The sequence below is a fragment of the Caballeronia sp. LZ032 genome (genome assembly GCF_031451315.1).
GTDB lineage: Bacteria > Pseudomonadota > Gammaproteobacteria > Burkholderiales > Burkholderiaceae > Caballeronia.
The window spans coordinates 664,037-683,836 of sequence record NZ_JARUXP010000003.1 but is presented as its reverse complement, the minus strand read 5'-3'; the positions used below and the strand labels follow the sequence as shown (position 1 = coordinate 683,836).

Here is a 19,800-nt window from a genome sequence, read left to right as displayed (position 1 = left end):
TTGATCAGTCTCCGTACGGCACCCAGATGTTCTTCACTTGCACGGCCTGGCGCAGGAACGGCAGGCCTTCACTAGCGGCATCGTGCCAGTCGAACACACGGCCCTGATCGACGAAGGTGCGCTTCAGGTTGCCCACCGATTCACGCTCGGCAAGCGCCGAGAGCGCGGCGCCATGAAAGCACCAGAGCGCATCGACGTCATCATGCTGCGCGAGCGTCTGCGCCAGCGAGCGCGCATCGCCGGTGACGATGTTGAGCGCGCCGCCCGGCACATCCGAAGTCTCGACGACCTGATAGAAGTCCGTGGCCATCAGCGGACACGTCTCACTGGGCACCGCCACCACGCGATTGCCGAGTGCCAGCGCGGGCGCGACGAGCGACACGAAGCCCAGCAAAGGCGCCTCGTCCGGACACACCACGCCGATCACGCCCATCGCTTCATGCATTGCCAGCGCCACGCCATGCAGCGGCGGCGCATGCACCGCGCCGTCGAACTTGTCGGTCCATGCGGCGTACGTGAAGAAGCGCGTGATCGATGCTTCCACTTCGCGCTTCGCATCCCGTTCGCTGGCGCCGGCGCGCTGCACCAGTTGCCGTGCGAATTCATCGGCGCGCGCGCTCAGGTTCTCCGCGAGGTAGTACAGCACTTGCGCGCGATTGTGCGCGCTCGCCGACGTCCACTTGGTCATGCCGCGCGCGGCCGCCACGGCGTTGCGAATGTCCTTGCGATTGCCCTCGCCCACTTCGCCGACGATATCGCCCGAAGGCGCGCGCACGAGGCGCGAATAGCCGCTGTCCGGACGCGCCTGCTTGCCGCCGATGAAGAGCTTCGCCGTGCGATCGAGCGCGCTGACGTTGCCCGCATCGGTCAATGAATCCGGCTCGGCCGGCGCGGCCTTGCCTTCGCTGCGTAACGGGAGCTTCGCCCAGGCGCGCGGCTTCAGATATTCGTAGATGCCCTCGCGTCCGCCCTCGCGGCCGAAGCCCGACTCGCGATAGCCGCCGAAGCCCACGGCCGCGTCGAAGAGGTTGGTCGCGTTGATCCACACGACGCCGCATTGCAGGCGCGGCGCGACATCCAGCGCGCGGCTGATGTTCTCGCTCCACACGCTCGCGGCAAGCCCGTAGCGCGTGTTGTTTGCGAGTGCGACGGCTTCTTCCGGCGTGCGGAAGCTCATCGTCACGAGGACGGGACCGAAGATTTCTTCCTGTGCGAGCGTCGAGGCAGGCGAGACCTTGGTAACCAGCGTCGGCGGAAAGAACGCGCCGCCTTCCGGCACGCCGACACGCGTCGACTGATGGATCTCGCAGCCTTCGCTCGCACCCTGCGCGACCAGTGCGCGGATGCGTTCGAGCTGGATGTCGTCGACGACCGCGCCCATGTCGATGCCCTTGTCCAGCGACGGCCCGACGCGCAGCGTGTCCATGCGACGCTTGAGCTTCTCGACGAAGAGCGCCTCGATGCCTTCCTGCACGAGCAGGCGCGAACCGGCGCAGCACACTTGTCCCTGATTGAACCAGATGGCATCGACGACGCCTTCGACGGCGCTGTCGAGGTCGGCGTCATCGAAGACGATGAATGGCGACTTGCCGCCGAGTTCGAGCGTCAGGGACTTGCCCGAGCCCGCCGTGCTCGCGCGAATCAGGCGGCCCACTTCGGTCGATCCGGTGAACGCGATCTTCGCGACCCGCTGATGTTCGACGAGCGCGGCGCCGGTGCGGCCGTCGCCGGTGACGACATTCAGCACGCCCTTCGGCAAGCCCGCGCGGTGCGCGAGTTCGGCGAACAACAACGCGGTGAGCGAGGTGAACTCGGCTGGCTTCAGGACGACCGTGTTGCCGAGCGCGAGTGCGGGTGCGATCTTCCATGCCAGCATCAGCAGCGGAAAATTCCACGGCACGATCTGGCCGACCACGCCGAGCGGCGCCCAGTCCGGGAACTCCTTGTCCTGCAACTGGGCCCATCCCGCATGATGCAGAAAATGCCTTGCTACAAGGGGGATATCGATGTCGCGGGACTCGCGGATCGGCTTGCCGTTATCGAGCGATTCGAGCACCGCAAAGAGGCGCGCATGCCGCTGCACCATGCGCGAAAGCGCATACAGATGACGCGCACGCCCGGCGCCGCCGATGGCCTGCCAGCCTTCGAGCGCCGCATGCGCGGCCTGTACGGCGGCATCGATATCGGCCTGCTCGCCCTGCGCGACCGATGCGAGCACGTGGCCCGTGGCGGGTTCGCGTGAATCGAAACGCTCGGCGGCATCGCTGTCGCGCCAGGCGCCGTTGATGAAGTGACCGAAGCGCCCTTCATGTTGATCGAGCCAGGCGCGCGCGGCGCGATCGTCTTCCGGTGCGGGTCCGTAGTCCATCGAGGAGAAATAGTCGGCAACGCTCATGAGGCTTGGAATGTGAAGTCGTGCGGATCAGGCGACGGGATGACGATTGAACGCCGAATAGCGTCCGCTCACGTGATGTTCGAGCTGGCGTTCGATATCGGCCAGCAGACTCGATGCGCCGATGCGGAACAGGTCGGGTTCGAGCCACTCGCGTCCGAGTTCTTCCTTCATCAGGATCTGATACTCGAGCACCGACTTGGCCGTCGAGACGCCGCCCGCCGGCTTGAAGCCGATCAGGACGCCGGTGCGCGCCAGATAGTCGCGGATCATGCGCACCATGACGAGCGACACGTCGAGCGTGGCGTTCACGCCTTCCTTGCCCGTCGAGGTCTTGATGAAGTCGGCGCCGGCCATCATGCAGATCATGGACGCCTTGGCGACATTCGAGAGCGTGCGGATGTCGCCCGTCGCGAGAATTGCCTTGACGTGCGCCGGGCCGCAGGCGGCGCGGAAGTCGCGCATCTCGTCGTAGAGCGCCTTCCAGTTTCCTGTCAGAACGTGCTCGCGCGTGACGACGATATCGATCTCCGCTGCGCCGTCGGCGACCGAAGCCTCGATCTCGCGCAGCTTCAATTCATGCGGATTGAGGCCGGCGGGAAAACCGGTCGACACCGCGGCCACCGGAATGCCGCTGCCTTGCAGCGCGTCCACGGCGGTCTTCACATAGCGGTGATAGACACAGACGGCGCCGGTCGTGATCGACGCAGGCGGCATGCCGAGCGCGTCGAGCAGGTCGTCGCGCAACGGCCGGCGCGCCTTCGCGCACAGGCGTTCAACGCGGCCGTGGGTGTCGTCGCCGTTGAGCGTCGTCAGGTCGATGCAGGTGATGGCCTTCAGCAGCCAGGCCGCCTGCGCGTCCTTCTTGACCGCGCGCCGCGTACCGAGGGTGGACGCGCGGCGGGACACGGCTGACTGATTGACGCGCAGCCCGTCCAGCCACGCCAGGTCGAACGGCACGCCGGGATTGCGTGTGCCAGCGTGGTCCTGAACCTTTCCAGGCCACGCGACGATGGACTTCGATGCAGTTTCCAGCATGAGATCGGTGTGCCGGCGTCTTGTGCGACGCACAACATGTTTTGATAGATTGATCTCAGTTTATATCAACTTTGTTACGATCGTAACATAGGGAAAGTTCGGAGGCGCTCCAGTCGATTGGGCGTGCCGTGGTGCCGATGCAGAAAAAATCAGGCTGCGATTCCGTTTTTTTGTGCAACGCGCGGTTTCGCCAGGCCGAGATGATCGCGCAGGGTGGTTCCTTCGTACTCGCTGCGGAACAGTCCGCGTCGTCGCAGTTCCGGCAACACCCCTTCGATGAAATCGTGCAGGGAACCTGGCAGCAGCGCCGGCATGATGTTGAAGCCATCGGCGCCGAAATGCTGAAAGCGCTGTTCCAGTTCGTCGGCAATCTGCGCGGCGGTCCCGACGAGTTGCCAATGTCCGCGCGCCCCCGCAATGCGGCGATAGAGTTCGCGAATCGTCAGATTCTCGCGGCGCGCAAGTTCGATCATCAGGGACTGACGGCTCTTGCTGGCATTGGTTTCAGGCAACTCGGGGATGGGACCGTCGAGGGGGAACGACGAGAGATCGACACCGCCCGTCAGCGTGGAGACCATCGCGAGGCCGACGACAGGATCGATGAGCGCCTGCAGTTCCTCGAACTTCTCTTGCGCTTCCGCTTCCGTGCGCCCGACGATCGGCATGACGCCCGGCATGATCCTGAGCGAATCCGGATGCCGGCCATAGTGCGCCATGCGGCCCTTCACGTCCGCATAGAACGAGACCGCATCTTCGAGTGTCTGCTGCGCCGTGAAAACGACCTCGGCCGTGCGCGCCGCCAGCGTCCTGCCCGCCTCCGACGATCCCGCCTGCACGAGCACCGGATGTCCCTGCGGCGCGCGCGCGACGTTCAAGGGTCCACGCACCTTGAAGAACGCGCCGCGATGATTCAACACGCGGCGCTTCGCAGGATCGAAGAAGATGCCGGAGGCCTTGTCGCGTGGGAAGGCATCCTCGTCCCAGGTGTCCCACAGCCCCGCGACGACGTCCGCGAATTCCGCGGCGCGTTCGTAACGGTGCGCATGCTGCAAGTGTTCGTCATGACCGAAATTGCGCGCTTCATGTTCGCTCGACGACGTCACGAGATTCCATCCGGCCCGTCCGCCGCTGATGTGATCGAGCGACGCGAACTTGCGTGCGATGTGATACGGCTCGTTGAACGACGTCGACGCGGTGCCGATCAGCCCGATGCGTTGCGTCACGGCTGCCAGCGCCGAAAGCAGCGTAAGTGGCTCGAACTGGGCTACGTAGCTGTGCGCCGTGCGGCTGAGGAACGGTGCGTCGTCGCCCCGCGTGCCGGAGCCATCGGCGAGAAACACGAGATCGAATTTCGCGGCCTCGGCCGCCTGCGCAAGTTGCGCGTAGTGCGCGAAGTTGCTGCCTGCATCAGCCACCGCCCGAGGGTGGCGCCATGCCGCGATGTGATGACCGGTGGGATAGAGGAATGCGCCAAGATGCAGATGCCCGCTTCGTCGAGTCATGCTGGGATCGTCCTTCGCTTGAGAACTTGCTTGAGAGCCTGATGGATCGGAACGGCGGCCCTGACGGCAGGCCGCGTCACGCTCCCCGATTCTCAAGCCCGGCAAAGGGCCTTCAAACGAAGCAAAACTGCATAGCTCAGCGCGCGGCGCCTGAAATGCATTGCACGCCGCGCCGAAATCAATGCTCCCGCAACTGCGCAAGCGACGCGCGCTGCTTGCCGTCTGCGTCGAAGTTATCGTCCGCCAGCCAGCGTTCGAAACCACGGCGCACGCGCGGCCAGTCACGGTCGATGATCGCGTACCACGCGGTATCGCGATTGCGGCCGCGATAGACAATCGCTTGCCTGAAGATACCTTCGAATTCGAAGCCCAGCCGCAGCGCGGTCTTGCGCGAAGGCGCGTTCAGGCTGTCGCACTTCCATTCATAGCGGCGGTAGCCGAGGTCATCGAAGGCATAACGCATCAGCAGATATTGCGCTTCGGTCGAGATGCGCGTCTGCTTGAGCAGCGGCGAAAAGGTCACGCTGCCCACTTCGATGACACCATGCACAGGCTCGATGCGCATCAGCGCGAGTGTGCCGACCGCCTTGCCGCTCGAAAAATCGATGACGCTGTAGTGCAGCGGATCGGTGGAGGCCGCGGCCTTCGTCAGATAGTCGCGAAAGGCGTCGGCATCCGTGAAAGGCCCCGCAAACAGATAGGTCCAGTCGCGTCCGTCCTGTGCGCGGCCATAGGCGTCGAGGAGATCGGCGCCGTGACGGTCCACGTCGAGCGGCTCGAGACGGCAATGCTTCCCTTCAATGACGATGCGGGCCGGCCGCTCGCGCGGGGTCCAGTCATTCACCGCATCGCCGATGGGCTGCTGATGTTCGTTGGTTCTCGTCATACGTCGGGCGCTCCTGGCCGTGAAAGGGTCTCGATACGCTACGGTACCGCAAACCTCGCCATGGACCTAGCGCCCGCCGGGTTCAGGCATCGCCCGGCCAGCCGCCGAAATGCGCGATCTTTTCGAGCGGCAGGCGGGCACGCGGCGCGGCTTCGCGCTCCGCAAGCTGGGCGGGAAGCGCCTGGGCGTCACCGTGATGCGCGACCGAAATCATGCTGAGCGGCACGTAGCGCTCGGGAATATCGAAGGCCTGTTGAAAGGCCGGAGCATCGAAACCGCTCATCGGGTGCGCCGCGAGTCGAAGCGCATGGGCCTGCAGCAACAGCGCCATGGCGGCGGCGCCGGCGTCGTAGCTCGCAGTCGCGTTCACAGTGCCCTTGGAAGTCAGCCTATCTGCCAGCACGGCGATCAACACCTGAGCCGGCGCATTCCACGTCTGGTTGAACGGAATGAGCGTGGTGAACGCGCGCGCAAAGGCGTTCGGATCCACCGCTTTCTCGAACACGACGAAGCGCCAGGGCTGCGCATTGAACGCCGAGGGCGCCCAGCGCGCCGCTTCGAGGAGCGCGAGAACCTGCTCATGGGCGACAGCCTTGTCGGAATAGGCGCGCGGACTCCAGCGTTCGGCAAGCAGGGAATGGATGGGAAGGTCGGTTTGTGCGGGTCGATCCGTCATGGCCTGTAAATGAGAAAGTTACGTTAAAAAATTCAAGCGCCCTGCCCGAGATTTTGCATTGCCCAAGCAAAGCGTCTCAAGTAGATAAAAAACGGAATGAAACGTTCGATGCATAACCTTAGCGAAAATCATGCGTTCCTGTGCGAGGAGCCACTGGTTATCATGAATGATCCGCGGGACTGTCATGCGCTGCGTGGCGGACCGCCCGTTCATCTGGAGCATCGATCTTGACTCGACAACACTCAGCGCGCCGCCCGTTCGTGGTTGGAATCGGCGGCACGACACGTCCGGCTTCGTCCACGGAGCGCGCGCTCGCCTTGTCATTAAAGGGCGCACAGGAAGCCGGTGCGCGCGTGCAACTGTTCGGCGGCGCCTTCCTGCATGGCCTGCCGCACTACTCGCCGGAAACACGCCAGCTCACCGACGAGCAGCATGAACTGATCGAGGCTGTCCGCAGCGCCGACGCCCTCGTCATCGCCACACCCGGCTATCACGGCGGCGTCTCGGGGCTGGTGAAGAATGCACTCGACACCCTCGAGGAATTGCGCAGCGATGAACGTCCGTATCTCGACGGCCGCGCCGTCGGCTGCATCGTCACAGCGTATGGATGGCAGGCCGCGGGCACGGTGCTGACCTCGCTGCGTTCCATCGTCCATGCGTTGCGCGGCTGGCCCACGCCCTTTGGTGCCACCGTCAATACGCTAGAAACGCGCTTCGACACGGCGGATACGTGCTCGGACCCGAAAGTGGTCGAGCAGTTGCGCACCGTGGGCCGACAGGCAGCGAGCTTCGCGCTGGCCTTCGGCGCACATGACAGCGATGCGTATCACGCGGTGGAACGCGAAGCGAGCATCGTGCAAGGCTGACTCAGGCGAGTCGAGACAGCCTCCTGTCTCGACTCGTCATCACGTCCGGCGCAATACGCGCGACAGCACCGCTTCCTCCAGTTCGGCAAACCGTTCGGCCGTGCGACTGCGCGGCCGCGACAGGGCCACTTCCGTATCCAGCGTGATGTGCCCCTCTTCGATCAACACGACCCGGTCTCCCAGCGACACCGCCTCCTGCACGTCATGCGTCACCAGCAACGCGGTGAAGCCATGTTCACGCCACAGCCGCTCGATCAGGTCTTGCATCTCGATGCGCGTCAACGCGTCCAGCGCGCCGAGCGGTTCGTCGAGCAACAGCAGATCCGGCCGATGCAACAGCGCCCGCGCAAGCGCCACCCGTTGCTTCTGTCCGCCGGAAAGACGCGAGGGCCAGTCACGTTCGCGTCCGCTCAAACCCACTTCGGCGAGCGTCGCGCGGGCGTCCTCGCGTGCGCTGCGCGGCAGGCCGAGCATCACGTTGTCGAGCACGCTTTTCCACGGTAATAGCCGCGCGTCCTGAAACATGATGCGGATGCCGAGCGTGTCGCCGGGCGTCGCGGCGTGGCGTTGCACGTCGCCAGTCGAGCTGTCTTCCAGTCCCGCGATCAGACGCAGCAACGTGGACTTGCCGCAACCGCTGCGCCCGACGATCGAGACGAAGCTGCCTCGTTCGATCGACAGGTCCAGGTCATGCAGTACCCGCCGTTCGCCGAAGTGCTTGCCTACGCCGCGCAGGGCGACCGCAATGTCGCGCCCGACCGGCAGCCGCGCAACCGGCGACATCCGCGTCGGCGTTCGCCCGAGCGGGTCAGCTTGCCGACTGGCGGCCGGTTTCACTGAACTCATGATCGCACCTCGTTCTGCCAGGACGGATGCCAGCGCAGCGTCGCGCGCTCGATCAGGCGAGCCGCCATGTCCGCCAGCTTGCCGAGCAGCGCATACAGCAGGATGCCGACCAGCACGACATCGGTTTGCAGGAACTCGCGCGCGTTCATCGTCATGTAGCCGATGCCCGATTGCGCCGAGATGGTCTCCGCGACAATCAGCATGACCCACATGAGTCCCAGCGCGAAGCGCACGCCGACGAGAATCGAAGGCAATGCGCCCGGCAGGATCACATGCCAGTACAGCGCGCCGCCGGAGAGCCCGTAACTCTTCGCCATTTCGATCAGATCACGATCCACCGAGCGGATGCCGTGATACGTGTTGACGTAGACCGGAAAGAACACGCCCAGCGCAACGAGCACGAGCTTGGCTTCCTCGCCGATGCCGAACCACAGGATCAGCAGAGGAATCAACGCGAGCGCGGGAATGTTGCGGATCATCTGCACGGTCGAGTCGAGCGCGATCTCCGCAGGTCTGCTGAGACCGGTTGCCAGCCCGAGCACGAAGCCAGCCGAGCCGCCCATCGCAAAACCGGCGAGCGCCCGCCATGCACTGACCTTGACGTTGGCCCACAGATCGCCGGACAGGATCAGGGTCCATGCCGCCTTCACGACCGCTAGCGGTTCGGGCAACACGCGCACCGACAGCCCGCCGCTGCGTGCCGCGCCTTCCCAGGCAATCAGGATCAGCACGGGCACGGCCCATGGCAACAGATGCCGGGTGATGTTTTTTCCGATTTTCATCGCGCGTTCAGCCCTGCGCCGCACGCGGCAGTTCCGAGGTGCCGATCACTTCGCCGAAGGGCCCCGACAACGGACCCGTGGGCGTGGCCTTCTGGCCGCGCGGCAGCAGCGGGAACACGAGTTCGGCGAAACGATATGACTCTTCGAGATGCGGATAACCGGACAGAATAAAAGTGTCGATGCCGAGTTCCGAATATTGCTTCATCAATCTGGCGACTTGTTCCGGATTTCCGACGAGCGCCGTGCCCGCGCCCCCTCGCACCAGGCCCACGCCCGCCCACAGGTGCGGATACACCTCGAGCGCTTCGCGGTTGCCGCCGTGCAGCGCGGCCATGCGCCGCTGGCCTTCCGAGTCCATCTTTGCGAACGAAGCCTGCGCACGGCGGATGGTTTCATCGTCGAGCTTGCTGATCAGGCGCTCCGCGTCTGCCCGCGCCTCCTGCTCCGTCTCGCGGACGATCACGTGCAGCCGGATGCCGAACTTGATGTCGCGGCCTGCTGCGGCGGCGCGGCGGCGAATGTCGGTGATTTTTTTCCCGACTTCGGCAGGCGGCTCGCCCCATGTCAGATAGGTATCGACATGCTTTGCGGCGATCTCGTGCGCGGCCGGCGAGGACCCGCCGAACCACAGCGGCGGATGTGCCTTCTGCACCGGCGGATACAGCACCTTGCCGCCCTGCGAGCGCAGATGCTTGCCTTCGAAGTCGAAGCTGCCGTTCTCGTGCGCGCTTTCCAGAAGGCCGCGCCAGATGCTCAGGAATTCATCGGTGAGTTCGTAGCGCGTATCGTGGTCGTAGAAAACGCCGTCGCCCGCGAGCTCGGACGGGTCGCCGCCCGTGACCACGTTGATCAGCAGGCGGCCGTTGGAGAGCCGGTCGAACGTGGCTGCCATGCGCGCCGACAGGCCCGGCGAACTCAGGCCCGGACGTATCGCGACGAGAAACTTGAGACGCCTCGTCGCCGGAATCAGGCTCGACGCTACCACCCACGCATCCTCGCAGGAACGTCCGGTGGGCAGCAGCACGCCTTCGTAGCCGAGCGTATCGGCGGCGGTCGCGATCTGCCTGAAATAATCGTAGTCCGCCGCGCGCGCGCCTTGCGTGGTGCCGAGATAGCGGCTGTCGCCGTGCGTGGGGATGAACCAGAAAACATTCATTGCGATAAACCTTGCGTAAGCGTCTCGTTTTTAAATCGATGCAGGCGCGTCCGCGCATCAGGCGACGTTCCAGCGCGCCGCGCTCACATCGAGCTGTTTCGGAATCAGCTTGAGATTCGTGAACACATCCGCGATCCGCTGCTGATACGCGAGCGTGGCATTCGTGACCGGCTGCACGCCGTATGCCGTGCGTCTGAGCGCGGTTTCGAGAATGTCCGCATCGAGACCCACGAGCGGCGACAGTTGCGCCGCGACCGCAGGCACGTTGTCGCGCGCCCAGCGATCGACCTGATCGAGTTCGTCGAGCACCGCATGCACGAGTGGCGCTTGCGTGCTCGCGATCCTGCGCGTCGCGAGGTAGTACTGCACGTTGCTGACGAGGTTCGTGCCATCGACGAGCTGCCGCGCATGCGCCTGTTTCTCGACGGCGGCCAGATACGGATCCCAGATGACCCATGCGTCGATGCTTCCCTGAACGAAGGCCGCGCGTGCATCGGCGGGGGCGAGATAGACGGGTTGGATATCCGCATAGGCGAGCCCCGCCTTCTTCAGCGCCTCGACCAGCAGATAGTGAACGTTCGACCCCTTGTTCAAGGCCACTTTCTTGCCGCGCAAGTCCGCAACCGAGCGTAGCGGCGACTGCTGCGGCACGACGATGGCCTCCGCCCTGGGCGCGGGCGGTTCATTGGCGATATAGACAAAATCCACGCCCGCCGCCTGCGCAAAGATGGGCGGCGTCTCACCTACCGTGCCGATATCGACCGCGCCGGCATTGAGGCCTTCCAGCAATTGCGGCCCGGCTGGAAACTCGAGCCATTGCACGGTGACGCCCTGCGCCGCGAGACGCTTGTCGAGCGTGCCGCGCGCCTTCAAGACGACGAAGTTGCCATATTTCTGATAGCCGATACGCAAGGTCTTTGACGTGTCAGCGGCACTCGCGCCGCCGGCGGTGAAGGCCCCCGTCATACCCGCGCCCAGTGCGGCGAGCCTGACGAGCGCACGGCGGCGCGACACATTTTCCGGAACGAACATGAGGATTCCTCTGGCGATGAACGATGACATCGGTGATGCCGTCTGGGTTCATCGATCTTAGCAACGGGTCCAGCCATCGCTAAGCGAGCAATCGTCATAATCAATTCAGAAAAACGGCATCACTCCGGCGGAAGATCGGCGGGCGACTGGAACACGTCCACCGTATAGCCCATGTTGAAGTAGCCCGCGCGCGCGTACAGCGCGATGGTTTCCAGCCGCTCGGTGCGGCTCGGCGGTTCGTCATGCTGTGTCTTGCCGGAGGCTGTTCCGCACGCACAGTCCTGGCGCACGCGCTGGAATGCGCGCATCCGGCTGCGATCGCGCCTCTCCCGTACGGAAGTCGACAGGGTTTGCCAGTAACGAGTCAGGATGTGCTGCATGGCTGCGCTCCTGCGTAGCGTGAATGCCTCGAATCTAGACCGTTGCAAAAATTCCGGCAAACAAACTTTTCTGCAATGCATTCCAGCGCCCCGATTTCGAGCACGGACCGCTTCAGGCAGCCTTCTCCGCCGCACGGCGCCCCTCGGGCACACTCAGCCCAAGATGACTGCGCAACGTCTTGCCTTCATACGCGCGGCGGAAGATGCCGCGCTTTTGCAGGATCGGCACCACGCCTTCCGTGAATGCTTCGAGTCCGCCCGGCAGCGCATCGGGCATCAGGTTGAAGCCGTCGGCGGCGCCCTGTTCGAACCAGTGGGCGATGTCGTCCGCGATCTGCTCCGGCGTGCCGACGATCACACGATGCCCGCCGCCGCCCGCGAGCGCGCGCACCAGTTCGCGCACCGTATAGCCGTGCGTGCGTGCCTGGGCGAGTGTCGCGTTGAAAAAAGTGTGATTGCCGTTGCCGTTATTCGGCGGCGGAAGGTCGTCGGGCAAACGCTGGTCCAGCGACAGACTATCGGCCGGCACGCCGAGCGTGCCCGCCAGACGGTTCAGGCTGTAGCGCCACGGAATCAGGTCGACGAGTTCATCGCGCCGGCGCAGCGCCTCGGCTTCGGTCCCGCCGATGATCGTGGTCAGGCCCGCGAGCACCTTCACGGCGTCCGGTCCACGCCCATGACGCGCCGCGCGCAGGTTCAGATCCTCGCGATACGCGCGCGATTCATCGAACGATTGCGAAGCCGAAAAGACCGCTTCCGCATGACGGGCCGCAAGTTCGCGGCCATCGCCGGATGCGCCCGCCTGCACCAGCACCGGATGGCCCTGCGCGGAGCGCGGCAGGTTGAGCGCCCCTTGCACACTGAAGAAGCGGCCACGATGCGCCGCCGGATGCACGCGCGCGAGGTCGACGAAGCGGCCACTGGCCTTGTCCGCGATCAGCGCGTCATCCTCCCAGCTGTTCCACAGCGTCTTCACGAGCGTCGCGAACTCGTCGGCGCGTGCATAGCGCTGTGCATGATCGGGCACGGCGTCAAGGCCGAAATTGCGCGCGGACGGCAAGTCCGCCGTCGTCACGATGTTCCAGCCCGCGCGTCCGCCGCTGATGAGATCGAGCGTCGCGAAACGGCGCGCGAGGTTGTACGGCTCGTTATAACTCGTCGATGCGGTCGCGATGAGCCCCAGATGCTCGGTCGCCGCCGCCACGCTGGTCAACAGCAGCGTCGGTTCGAGCGCAGTGATCGGCCGCATGTCGAGCTGGTCGGCGATCGCGGCGTTATCGGCGAGAAAGATGGCGTCGAGGCACGCGCGTTCCGCGATCTGCGCCAGCCGCACATAGTGGTTCACGTCGATGAATGCGGCGGGATCGGCATCGGCGAGACGCCATGCCGACGGCACAAAACCGGAATGCAGCGCGTTGATGTTCAGATGCAACTGGCGCGGAGCGGCAGCGCTCATGAATGAAACTCCAGAAAAATTCGGAACGTCCGGTTCAGAAAACGCGGCCTTCGGTCAGATGCGTGGTCACGCCGTTCAATTCGTAGTCGCCCAGCACCCGCGCTTTATGCAACAGCGGGTTATGGCTGAAGATCGTGCGCAGATTGCGCCAGTGCCGGTCGAAGTTGTGCGCGCGCGAAGTCGCCGACGCGCCGCCCGCCTCGAACAGTCGCTCCGCGGCTTGCAGCGCGAGCTTGCTGACGACGATCTGCGTGCGCGCCGTTGCGAGCGAGCCTGCCAGCACGAGCGCTTCGGCATCGGCGGCCCCGTTGCGGATGGCGCGTGCCGTCCGGTCCAGCACGCGCGCGTTCTCGGCGATCAGCGCATCGATAGCGTGACTGTGCGCCGAAAGCTCGCCGACGACCTGCTGGATGAACCCGTCCTCGCGCGCAGTCGGCGCCGCGCTGTGCAGCACGGGACGCCCGTGCTTCAGCACATAGCGCTTCGCGTCGGCGACGACATTGCGCACGATGCCCGCCGCGACCGACACCAGATGCAGTTGCCGCAGCGCGCTGCCGTGGCGTCCGACGAGCGTCGATTGCACGCGCGGCGCGACTTCGTCCTCATGGACGACGAGATTGTCGAACTCCAGGCTGCCGCTGGCGGTCATGCGCTGCCCCATGCCGTCCCAGTCGTCGAGGACGCGCAGGCCTTCGCGCTGCACCGGCACGATCGCGCTGACCGACTCGCCGTGCTCGTCCTGCACATTGAGCCGCGCGTAGTCCGAGAACGCCGTGCCCGTCGAATAATATTTTCGGCCGCTCAGGCGATATTGATTACCCTCGCGACGCAGTTGCGTAGTGATCTCACCGGGACGCGAAGTGCCGGCTTCGGTCGAAGCGCCGCCGAAAATCGCGCCCTCGGCCACGCGCCGGATCTGCACTTCGTTGAACGGCGTACGCGGCGACAACAACAACGCTTCGGTCTGGTCGAAATGGATGCGCAGCGCATGCGCCACATTGCTCTCGTGCGCGGCGAGCGTGGAGATCACGTGGAAAACATCTTCGAGCGAGCCGCCGAGCCCGCCCCACTCCACCGGCAGGCGCAACTTGCCGAGGCCGGAGCGGCGAAACAGGGCGAACGCCTCGAACGGCAGATCGCGACGCACTTCCCGTGCGGCGGCGTCCGCACCGATGGCTTCCGCGAGCGCGGGCAACGCGGCGAGTGCGTCATGCAATGCGTTGCGGGCTTGAGAGTCTTGTGACATGGTTCATTCCAGTTTTTTGATTGGCGCGCGGCCGGCCGTCAGGCGGCCTGCGCGTCGAATTGGAGGGCCGGCACGGCGTCGAGCAGCGTGCGCGTATAGGCATGCCGGGGCGAGCGCCAGATTTCGCAATGATGGCCGCTCTCGACAATGCGTCCGCCATGCATCACATGCACGCGGTCGGCGATATACCGGACCACCGAAAGATCGTGCGAGATGAAAAGATAGGCCAGACCCAGATCGCGCTTCAACTCCACCAGCAGATTGAGAATCTGCGCCTGGATCGAGACATCGAGCGCGGAAACCGGTTCATCGCAGATCAGCAGCGCGGGTTCGAGGATGAGCGCGCGCGCAATGCCGATGCGTTGCCGCTGGCCGCCCGAAAATTCGTGCGGATAGCGCGCGAGCGCCGTACTGGGCAGACCGACGCGATCGAGCATTGCGGCGGCACGCGCACGGCGCGCACGGGCATCGCCGACGCCGTTCACCGCCAGCACCGTCTCCAGGATCGCGCCCACCGTGCGGCGCGGATTCAGCGACGCATACGGATCCTGGAACACCATCTGCACGTGGCGCCGATGCGGCCGCAACGCGCGTTCGTCGAGCGGCGCGAGGTCCGTGCCGCGCAGGCGGATCGCGCCGCCCGAAGCGGGCACGAGGCGCATGATCGCTTTCGAGAGCGTGGATTTCCCGCACCCCGATTCGCCGACCAGACCCACGGTCTCTCCGCGTCCGATGTCGAACGACACACCGTCCACCGCGCGCGCCATGCCCTTGCCGTGGCGATGCGCATAGTCGACGGTCAGGCCGCTTACCGACAACAAGGGTTCGCCTTCGTCCTGCTTTTCCTGAGGCGTGTTCACGCGCGCCAGAGGCGTCACGTTGAAGGCCGCCTTGCCGTCGGCGGAAGCCGCGTGCCGGATCTCCGGCAGCTTCCATTCGCGGTAGTGAACCTCGTTCGACAGGTTCAGCGACGCTCCCAGCAGCCCGCGCGTATAAGCATGCTGCGGCCGCGTGAACAACTGTTCCACCGGCCCTTCCTCCACTTTCTCGCCGGCAAGCATCACGGCGACACGGTCCGCATGCTGCGCAACGACGCCGAGATCGTGCGTAATGAGCAGCAGCGACATCGACAGTTCGCGGCGCAATTCGTCGAGCAGTTCGAGGATGCGTGCCTGGATGGTGACGTCGAGCGCGGTGGTCGGTTCATCGGCGATCAGGAGACGCGGACGGCATGCCACGGCCATCGCAATCATCACGCGTTGCCGCTGCCCGCCCGACAGTTCATGCGGATAATCCGCCACGCGCCGCTGCGGCTCGGGCACATGCACGAGATCGAGCAATTCCACTGCGCGCCGCTGCGCTGCCTGCTTCGACAGCGATTCATGCTGCCGCAAGGTTTCGACAATCTGCGCGCCGACCGGCAACACCGGATTCAGCGAGGTCATCGGCTCCTGGAAGATCATCGAGATGTCGCGCCCACGCAGTGCACGCATGTCGCGCGGCTTCAATGCGAGCACGTCGCGTCCGTCGAAACGCACGCTTCCGGTCACCCGCCCCGGCGCGGGCAGTAGCCGCATCAGCGAGAGCGCCGTAGCCGACTTGCCGCAGCCCGATTCACCGACGAGCGCCAGCGTCTCGCCGGCCGCGATATCCAGATCGATGCCGCGCACCGCGCGATGCGCGCCGAAATCCACGTGCAAACCGCGCACTTCAAGAAGTTGAGTCAAGCCTTCACCTCGTCAGGAAAGCGGCCGCATGCGCGGATTGAGAGCGTCGTTGAGACCGTCGCCGAGCAGGTTCAGCGCGAGCACGGCCAGCACGATCGCCGCGCCGGGAATCGCGGTGAGATACCACGCGGTGCGCAGCGAATCGCGGCCCGCGCCGATCATGCCGCCCCACGTCACCACGTTCGGATCGCCCATGCCGAGAAACGACAGCGACGATTCGATCAGGATCGCGCTCGCCACCATCACCGATGCAGTCACGATCACCGGAGGTAATGCGTTAGGCAATATTTCCCCGAATATGATGCGCGTATGACTGAAGCCCTGACTGCGCGCGGCGAGGACGAAATCGCTCTGTCGCAAGGTACGGAACTCGGCGCGCACGATCCGCGCGACCGTCGGCCACGAGGCAATACCAATTGCCAGCGCGATGACCGTCACGCCCGGATTGCCGATCGCGACGATCACGATCACCAGCAGGAACGAAGGCACCGTCTGGAACAATTCGGTGACGCGCACGAGCACGTCATCGGTCAGCCCGCCGAAGAAGCCGCCTAGCGCGCCCACCAGCGTGCCGATCACGAGTCCGATCGCCGCCGCCGATGCACCGATCAGCAAGGACACGCGCGCACCGTGCGCGACGCCCGCCGCCACATCGCGGCCGAGCGAATCGGTCCCGAGGCGGTAAAGCGGATCAGCGCCCGGCCATTCGAAAGGCGCTGCAACCATGTCGAGCGGATCGCCAGGAAAGAAATGCGGGGCGCCGAGCGCAAGTGCGATGAAGGCGGCCAGCAGCGCAAGGCCCGCAAGCGCGGAAGGATTGCGCAGCAGCGCATGCCATGCACCGCGCGAGCCATGCGAAGACGGCGCCTGCTGTGCACGGCGCGAGCCGAACAACGCGCCCGCGAGCTGGCGTCGCCAGGCGGAATGAGGTGAAGGAGTAGCCATGCGTGAGAATGAGTGAGTCAAGCGATGCGTGGATCGAGCCACGCCTGAAGCAGATCGACCACGACGTTCGCGACGATCACCAGCAACGAGGACAGCAGCAGCACGCCGAGCAACACGCTGAAGTCGCGGGCCATGACGGCATCGAGCGCGAGCCGGCCAAGGCCCGGCCAGCTGAACACCGTCTCCGTCACGGCCGCTCCGCCCAGCAGCGTCCCGAAGTGAATGCCGACCATCGTCGTGAGCGGCATGAGGGCGTTGCGCAGCACATGGCGCACCGTCACGCGCAAAGGATGCAGCCCCTTTGCATGTGCGGTGCGAACGAAGTCCTGGCGCGTGACTTCGAGCATCGCGCTGCGGGTCAGCCGTGCGTAGATGGCGACGAAGAAGGAGCCGAGCGTCGCGGCCGGCAGCAGCACATGCCGGGCAAGATCGGCGAGATGGGCGAAGCCATGCAGGTTTGCGCCCACCGTCACATCGCCGCCGCTCGGCAGCCAGCCGAGATGCACCGAGAACAGGACGATGGCCAGCAGCCCGATCCAGAAGCCCGGCGTCGAATACAGCAGCAGCGCGAGCACCGAGAGCACGCGGTCCGGCCACTTGCCGGCCCAGTGCGCCATGACCGCGCCCAGCACGATCCCTGCAACGATGGCCAGCGCGAGCGCCGTGCCCATCAGGATCAATGTGCTGGGAAGGCGCGACAGAATCAGCTGCATGACTGGCGCGTCATAGCGCGGCGAATAGCCGAGGCTGCCGTGCGCAAGATGCCCGAGGTACGCACCGAGCTGATGCAGCACCGGCTGGTCCAGGCCGAACTTCGCGCGCAAGGCCTGCACCGTTTCCAGCGTGGCGGAGCCGGACTCGCCTGCCAGTACATCGGCGGCGTCGCCGGGCAGCAGCTTCAGCAGGAAGAAGTAGGCGATCACGATGGCGAGCATCTTCGGCAGCGCCTGCCATGCCGTGCGTCTCGCTATGGCGGCGAAACGGCTGCGTCGGTTCATCGCATCGCTCCTCATGCAGCCAGCCACACATCGGCGAGATTGCCTTCCAGGCCTTGCGCGGACACCGTGTGATTGCGTACGCGGCGATTCGCGAGCGTGACCATTCGCGGCGCGACGAGATTGAGAATCGGCAGGTCGCGATACACGATCTGCTGGAATTGCTGATACAACGCAATGCGCTTGCTCTCGTCGGTTTCAATCGACGCCGCTTCGAGCAGGCTATCCACCTGCGCGTTGTTGTAGTGCGGCGCATTGGAGAATGGCACGCCCGGACGAATGTTCTTCGACCAGTACAAACGCTGCACGCCCACACTCGGATCGAACAAGGTATTCACGCCGATGCTCGTGAAGTCGAACTGACGGTCCGCATACACGCGTTTGAGGAACGACGGCAGATCCTGCGAGCGCACCGTGACCTCGATGCCCACGCGCGCCAGCGCGGACTTCACATAGTCGGCCTGACGCCGGTACATGTCGCCATAGGGAAGATAGTCGTGCGTCAGCTGGAAGCGCGGACCGCCGTTCTTGCGCGGATAACCGGCCGCATCCAGCAGCTTCTCCGCATTCGCTGTATCGAATGCATACGGTGCAAGCTTTGCATCGTGATACGGCGAAGCAGGCGTGATGGGTGTGGGCGAGACATCGGCATAACCGTACGCAATCGTCTTCTGCACGATCTGGGGATTCACTGCATGCGCGATAGCCTGACGCACCCGCAGATCCTTCAGGACCGGATGATCGAGATTGAAGTCGATTTCCGAGAGCGGCTCGAGGAAGCGATAGCCACGCGTCTCCACCGCGAGTTGCGGCAACTGCGTGAGACGCGGCAAGTCCGACAACGGCACGGGGTTCTCTCCGCCGAGATCAAGCGCGCCGGTTTCGAAGGCGGCCGAACGCGCGGCGGCATCGGGCACGACCTTGAAGACGAGTGCGTCGATATACGGCTTGCCTGCGTCCCAGTAGTCCGGATTGCGTTCGTACACGATGTTCGCACCACGCGTCCACGACTTGAAGCGGAACGGGCCGGTGCCGACAGGCGCATTGTTATGCGGGTTCGACAACGGATCGCCCGCGGCATAGAGATGCTTGGGGACTATCGGCGACTCGCCTGCGGAGAGCGCCTTCAGCAGATAAGGCGCGGGCTTCGACAATTCGATGACAGCAGTGCGCGCGTCCGGCGTCGTGACCTGCACGACGTTCGCAAAGGTGCTGCGGCCGCGCGGATGAATCGACTTCAGCAGGTCGATGGAAAACGCGACGTCAGCTGAAGTGAAAGGCTGTCCATCGTGCCACTTGACGTTCTGCCGCAGCGTGAACGTGTACCTGAGGCCGTCCGGGCTGACCTTCCAGGCGGTAGCGAGTTGCGGCTGCGGCTTGAGATCGAAGTCATAGGCGAGCAGCCCTTCCAGCACCTTCGAGCTGGCGACGAGCGCGGGTCCCGTGGTCTGGAAGATCGAGACGAGCACGGGCGGCTCGGGATTGATTAGCATGTTGAGCGTGCCGCCCCGCTTCGGCGCCGCGCCCTGTGCGAAAGTCAGTGAAGACAGGCTTGCGGACGCGAGCGCCGCGCCCGATGAAACCAGGAATTCCCGCCGATTGAAACCTGCCATGTGCTGCCGTTCCTCTTGTGTGCCGTGGTCGTTCGGATATGACGCGGCATGATGTTGCCGCGCCGCTCACGATAGAACGGCATCGCATGCAAGAGAACCAAGCGTTCCGCATATGCAAAAGCACGGCGGCGCGAAAAGCTTATGAGGAAACGAGCGGAAAGGGTATGTTCTGCTCATCCGCGCCTTCGTTGATCGATCCACAGCCGCGCCCAGCGCGCGGCATAGGCCACGGCGTGATCGGCTTCGAAGAAGCAGTCGAGCG

The 19,800-nt window shown here is 64.7% G+C and carries 16 protein-coding genes and 1 pseudogene; 1 reads left to right on the top strand and 16 read right to left on the bottom strand.

Translation table 11 applies throughout. From position 1 onward, the window contains the following. Nucleotides 1–4 precede the first annotated feature (4 nt). From QCE69_RS24590 to QCE69_RS24570, 5 genes and pseudogenes are all read right to left on the bottom strand, one after another. Nucleotides 5–2,395, bottom strand: a complete 2,391-nt coding sequence (locus tag QCE69_RS24590) for an aldehyde dehydrogenase family protein (RefSeq protein WP_309933463.1) — start codon at nucleotides 2,393–2,395, stop codon at nucleotides 5–7. Nucleotides 2,396–2,422: 27 nt separating this feature from the next. Continuing rightward, nucleotides 2,423–3,430: a deoxyribose-phosphate aldolase gene (deoC, locus tag QCE69_RS24585; RefSeq protein WP_309933461.1), complete on the bottom strand. Its 1,008-nt coding sequence runs from the start codon at nucleotides 3,428–3,430 to the stop codon at nucleotides 2,423–2,425. A 149-nt stretch (nucleotides 3,431–3,579) separates the two neighbouring features. Then, the gene (locus tag QCE69_RS24580; protein ID WP_309933459.1) at nucleotides 3,580–4,932 is read right to left on the bottom strand and encodes an LLM class flavin-dependent oxidoreductase; all 1,353 of its coding nucleotides are present in this window, start codon (nucleotides 4,930–4,932) and stop codon (nucleotides 3,580–3,582) included. A 187-nt stretch (nucleotides 4,933–5,119) separates the two neighbouring features. Beyond that, nucleotides 5,120–5,818, bottom strand: a pseudogene (locus tag QCE69_RS24575) (GNAT family N-acetyltransferase); the annotation flags it as partial. An 82-nt stretch (nucleotides 5,819–5,900) separates the two neighbouring features. Beyond that, the gene (locus QCE69_RS24570) at nucleotides 5,901–6,494 is read right to left on the bottom strand and encodes a nitroreductase family protein (protein WP_309933458.1); all 594 of its coding nucleotides are present in this window, start codon (nucleotides 6,492–6,494) and stop codon (nucleotides 5,901–5,903) included. A 227-nt stretch (nucleotides 6,495–6,721) separates the two neighbouring features. On the opposite strand from QCE69_RS24570, the gene QCE69_RS24565 reads away from it, so the two are divergent. Continuing rightward, nucleotides 6,722–7,360, top strand: a complete 639-nt coding sequence (locus QCE69_RS24565; RefSeq protein WP_309923925.1) for an NAD(P)H-dependent oxidoreductase — start codon at nucleotides 6,722–6,724, stop codon at nucleotides 7,358–7,360. A 39-nt stretch (nucleotides 7,361–7,399) separates the two neighbouring features. Here the strand turns inward: QCE69_RS24565 and QCE69_RS24560 are convergent, their stop codons facing one another. From QCE69_RS24560 to QCE69_RS24510, 11 genes are all read right to left on the bottom strand, one after another. Beyond that, complete coding sequence (locus tag QCE69_RS24560) at nucleotides 7,400–8,206, bottom strand: ATP-binding cassette domain-containing protein (RefSeq protein WP_404987429.1); 807 nt, start codon at nucleotides 8,204–8,206, stop codon at nucleotides 7,400–7,402. Then, a complete protein-coding gene (ssuC, locus tag QCE69_RS24555) occupies nucleotides 8,203–8,988 on the bottom strand; it encodes an aliphatic sulfonate ABC transporter permease SsuC (protein WP_309933457.1) in 786 nt (261 codons plus the stop codon). The genes QCE69_RS24560 and ssuC overlap by 4 nt, the downstream gene beginning before the upstream one ends. A 7-nt stretch (nucleotides 8,989–8,995) precedes the next feature. Continuing rightward, nucleotides 8,996–10,144: an FMNH2-dependent alkanesulfonate monooxygenase gene (ssuD, locus tag QCE69_RS24550; protein WP_309933456.1), complete on the bottom strand. Its 1,149-nt coding sequence runs from the start codon at nucleotides 10,142–10,144 to the stop codon at nucleotides 8,996–8,998. A gap of 57 nt (nucleotides 10,145–10,201) precedes the next feature. After that, nucleotides 10,202–11,176 carry a sulfonate ABC transporter substrate-binding protein gene (locus QCE69_RS24545; protein WP_309933455.1) on the bottom strand — a complete coding sequence of 325 codons (975 nt, stop codon included), beginning with the start codon at nucleotides 11,174–11,176 and terminating at the stop codon, nucleotides 10,202–10,204. A 119-nt stretch (nucleotides 11,177–11,295) separates the two neighbouring features. Then, entirely contained in the window at nucleotides 11,296–11,556 is a 261-nt protein-coding gene (locus QCE69_RS24540) for a hypothetical protein (RefSeq protein WP_309923913.1), read from the bottom strand. A 112-nt stretch (nucleotides 11,557–11,668) separates the two neighbouring features. Beyond that, nucleotides 11,669–13,012, bottom strand: coding sequence for an LLM class flavin-dependent oxidoreductase (locus QCE69_RS24535; protein WP_309923910.1), 1,344 nt, complete (start codon nucleotides 13,010–13,012; stop codon nucleotides 11,669–11,671). A 34-nt stretch (nucleotides 13,013–13,046) separates the two neighbouring features. Next, a complete protein-coding gene (locus QCE69_RS24530) occupies nucleotides 13,047–14,258 on the bottom strand; it encodes an acyl-CoA dehydrogenase family protein (RefSeq protein WP_309923907.1) in 1,212 nt (403 codons plus the stop codon). Nucleotides 14,259–14,296: 38 nt separating this feature from the next. Next, nucleotides 14,297–15,985, bottom strand: coding sequence for an ABC transporter ATP-binding protein (locus QCE69_RS24525; RefSeq protein ID WP_309933453.1), 1,689 nt, complete (start codon nucleotides 15,983–15,985; stop codon nucleotides 14,297–14,299). A gap of 12 nt (nucleotides 15,986–15,997) precedes the next feature. Continuing rightward, nucleotides 15,998–16,930, bottom strand: coding sequence for an ABC transporter permease (locus QCE69_RS24520; RefSeq protein ID WP_309933452.1), 933 nt, complete (start codon nucleotides 16,928–16,930; stop codon nucleotides 15,998–16,000). Nucleotides 16,931–16,947: 17 nt separating this feature from the next. After that, nucleotides 16,948–17,928, bottom strand: coding sequence for an ABC transporter permease (locus QCE69_RS24515; protein WP_309933451.1), 981 nt, complete (start codon nucleotides 17,926–17,928; stop codon nucleotides 16,948–16,950). Nucleotides 17,929–17,939: 11 nt separating this feature from the next. Then, on the bottom strand, nucleotides 17,940–19,538 hold the full coding sequence (locus tag QCE69_RS24510; RefSeq protein WP_309923898.1) for an ABC transporter substrate-binding protein: 1,599 nt from the start codon (nucleotides 19,536–19,538) through the stop codon (nucleotides 17,940–17,942). Nucleotides 19,539–19,800 lie beyond the last annotated feature (262 nt).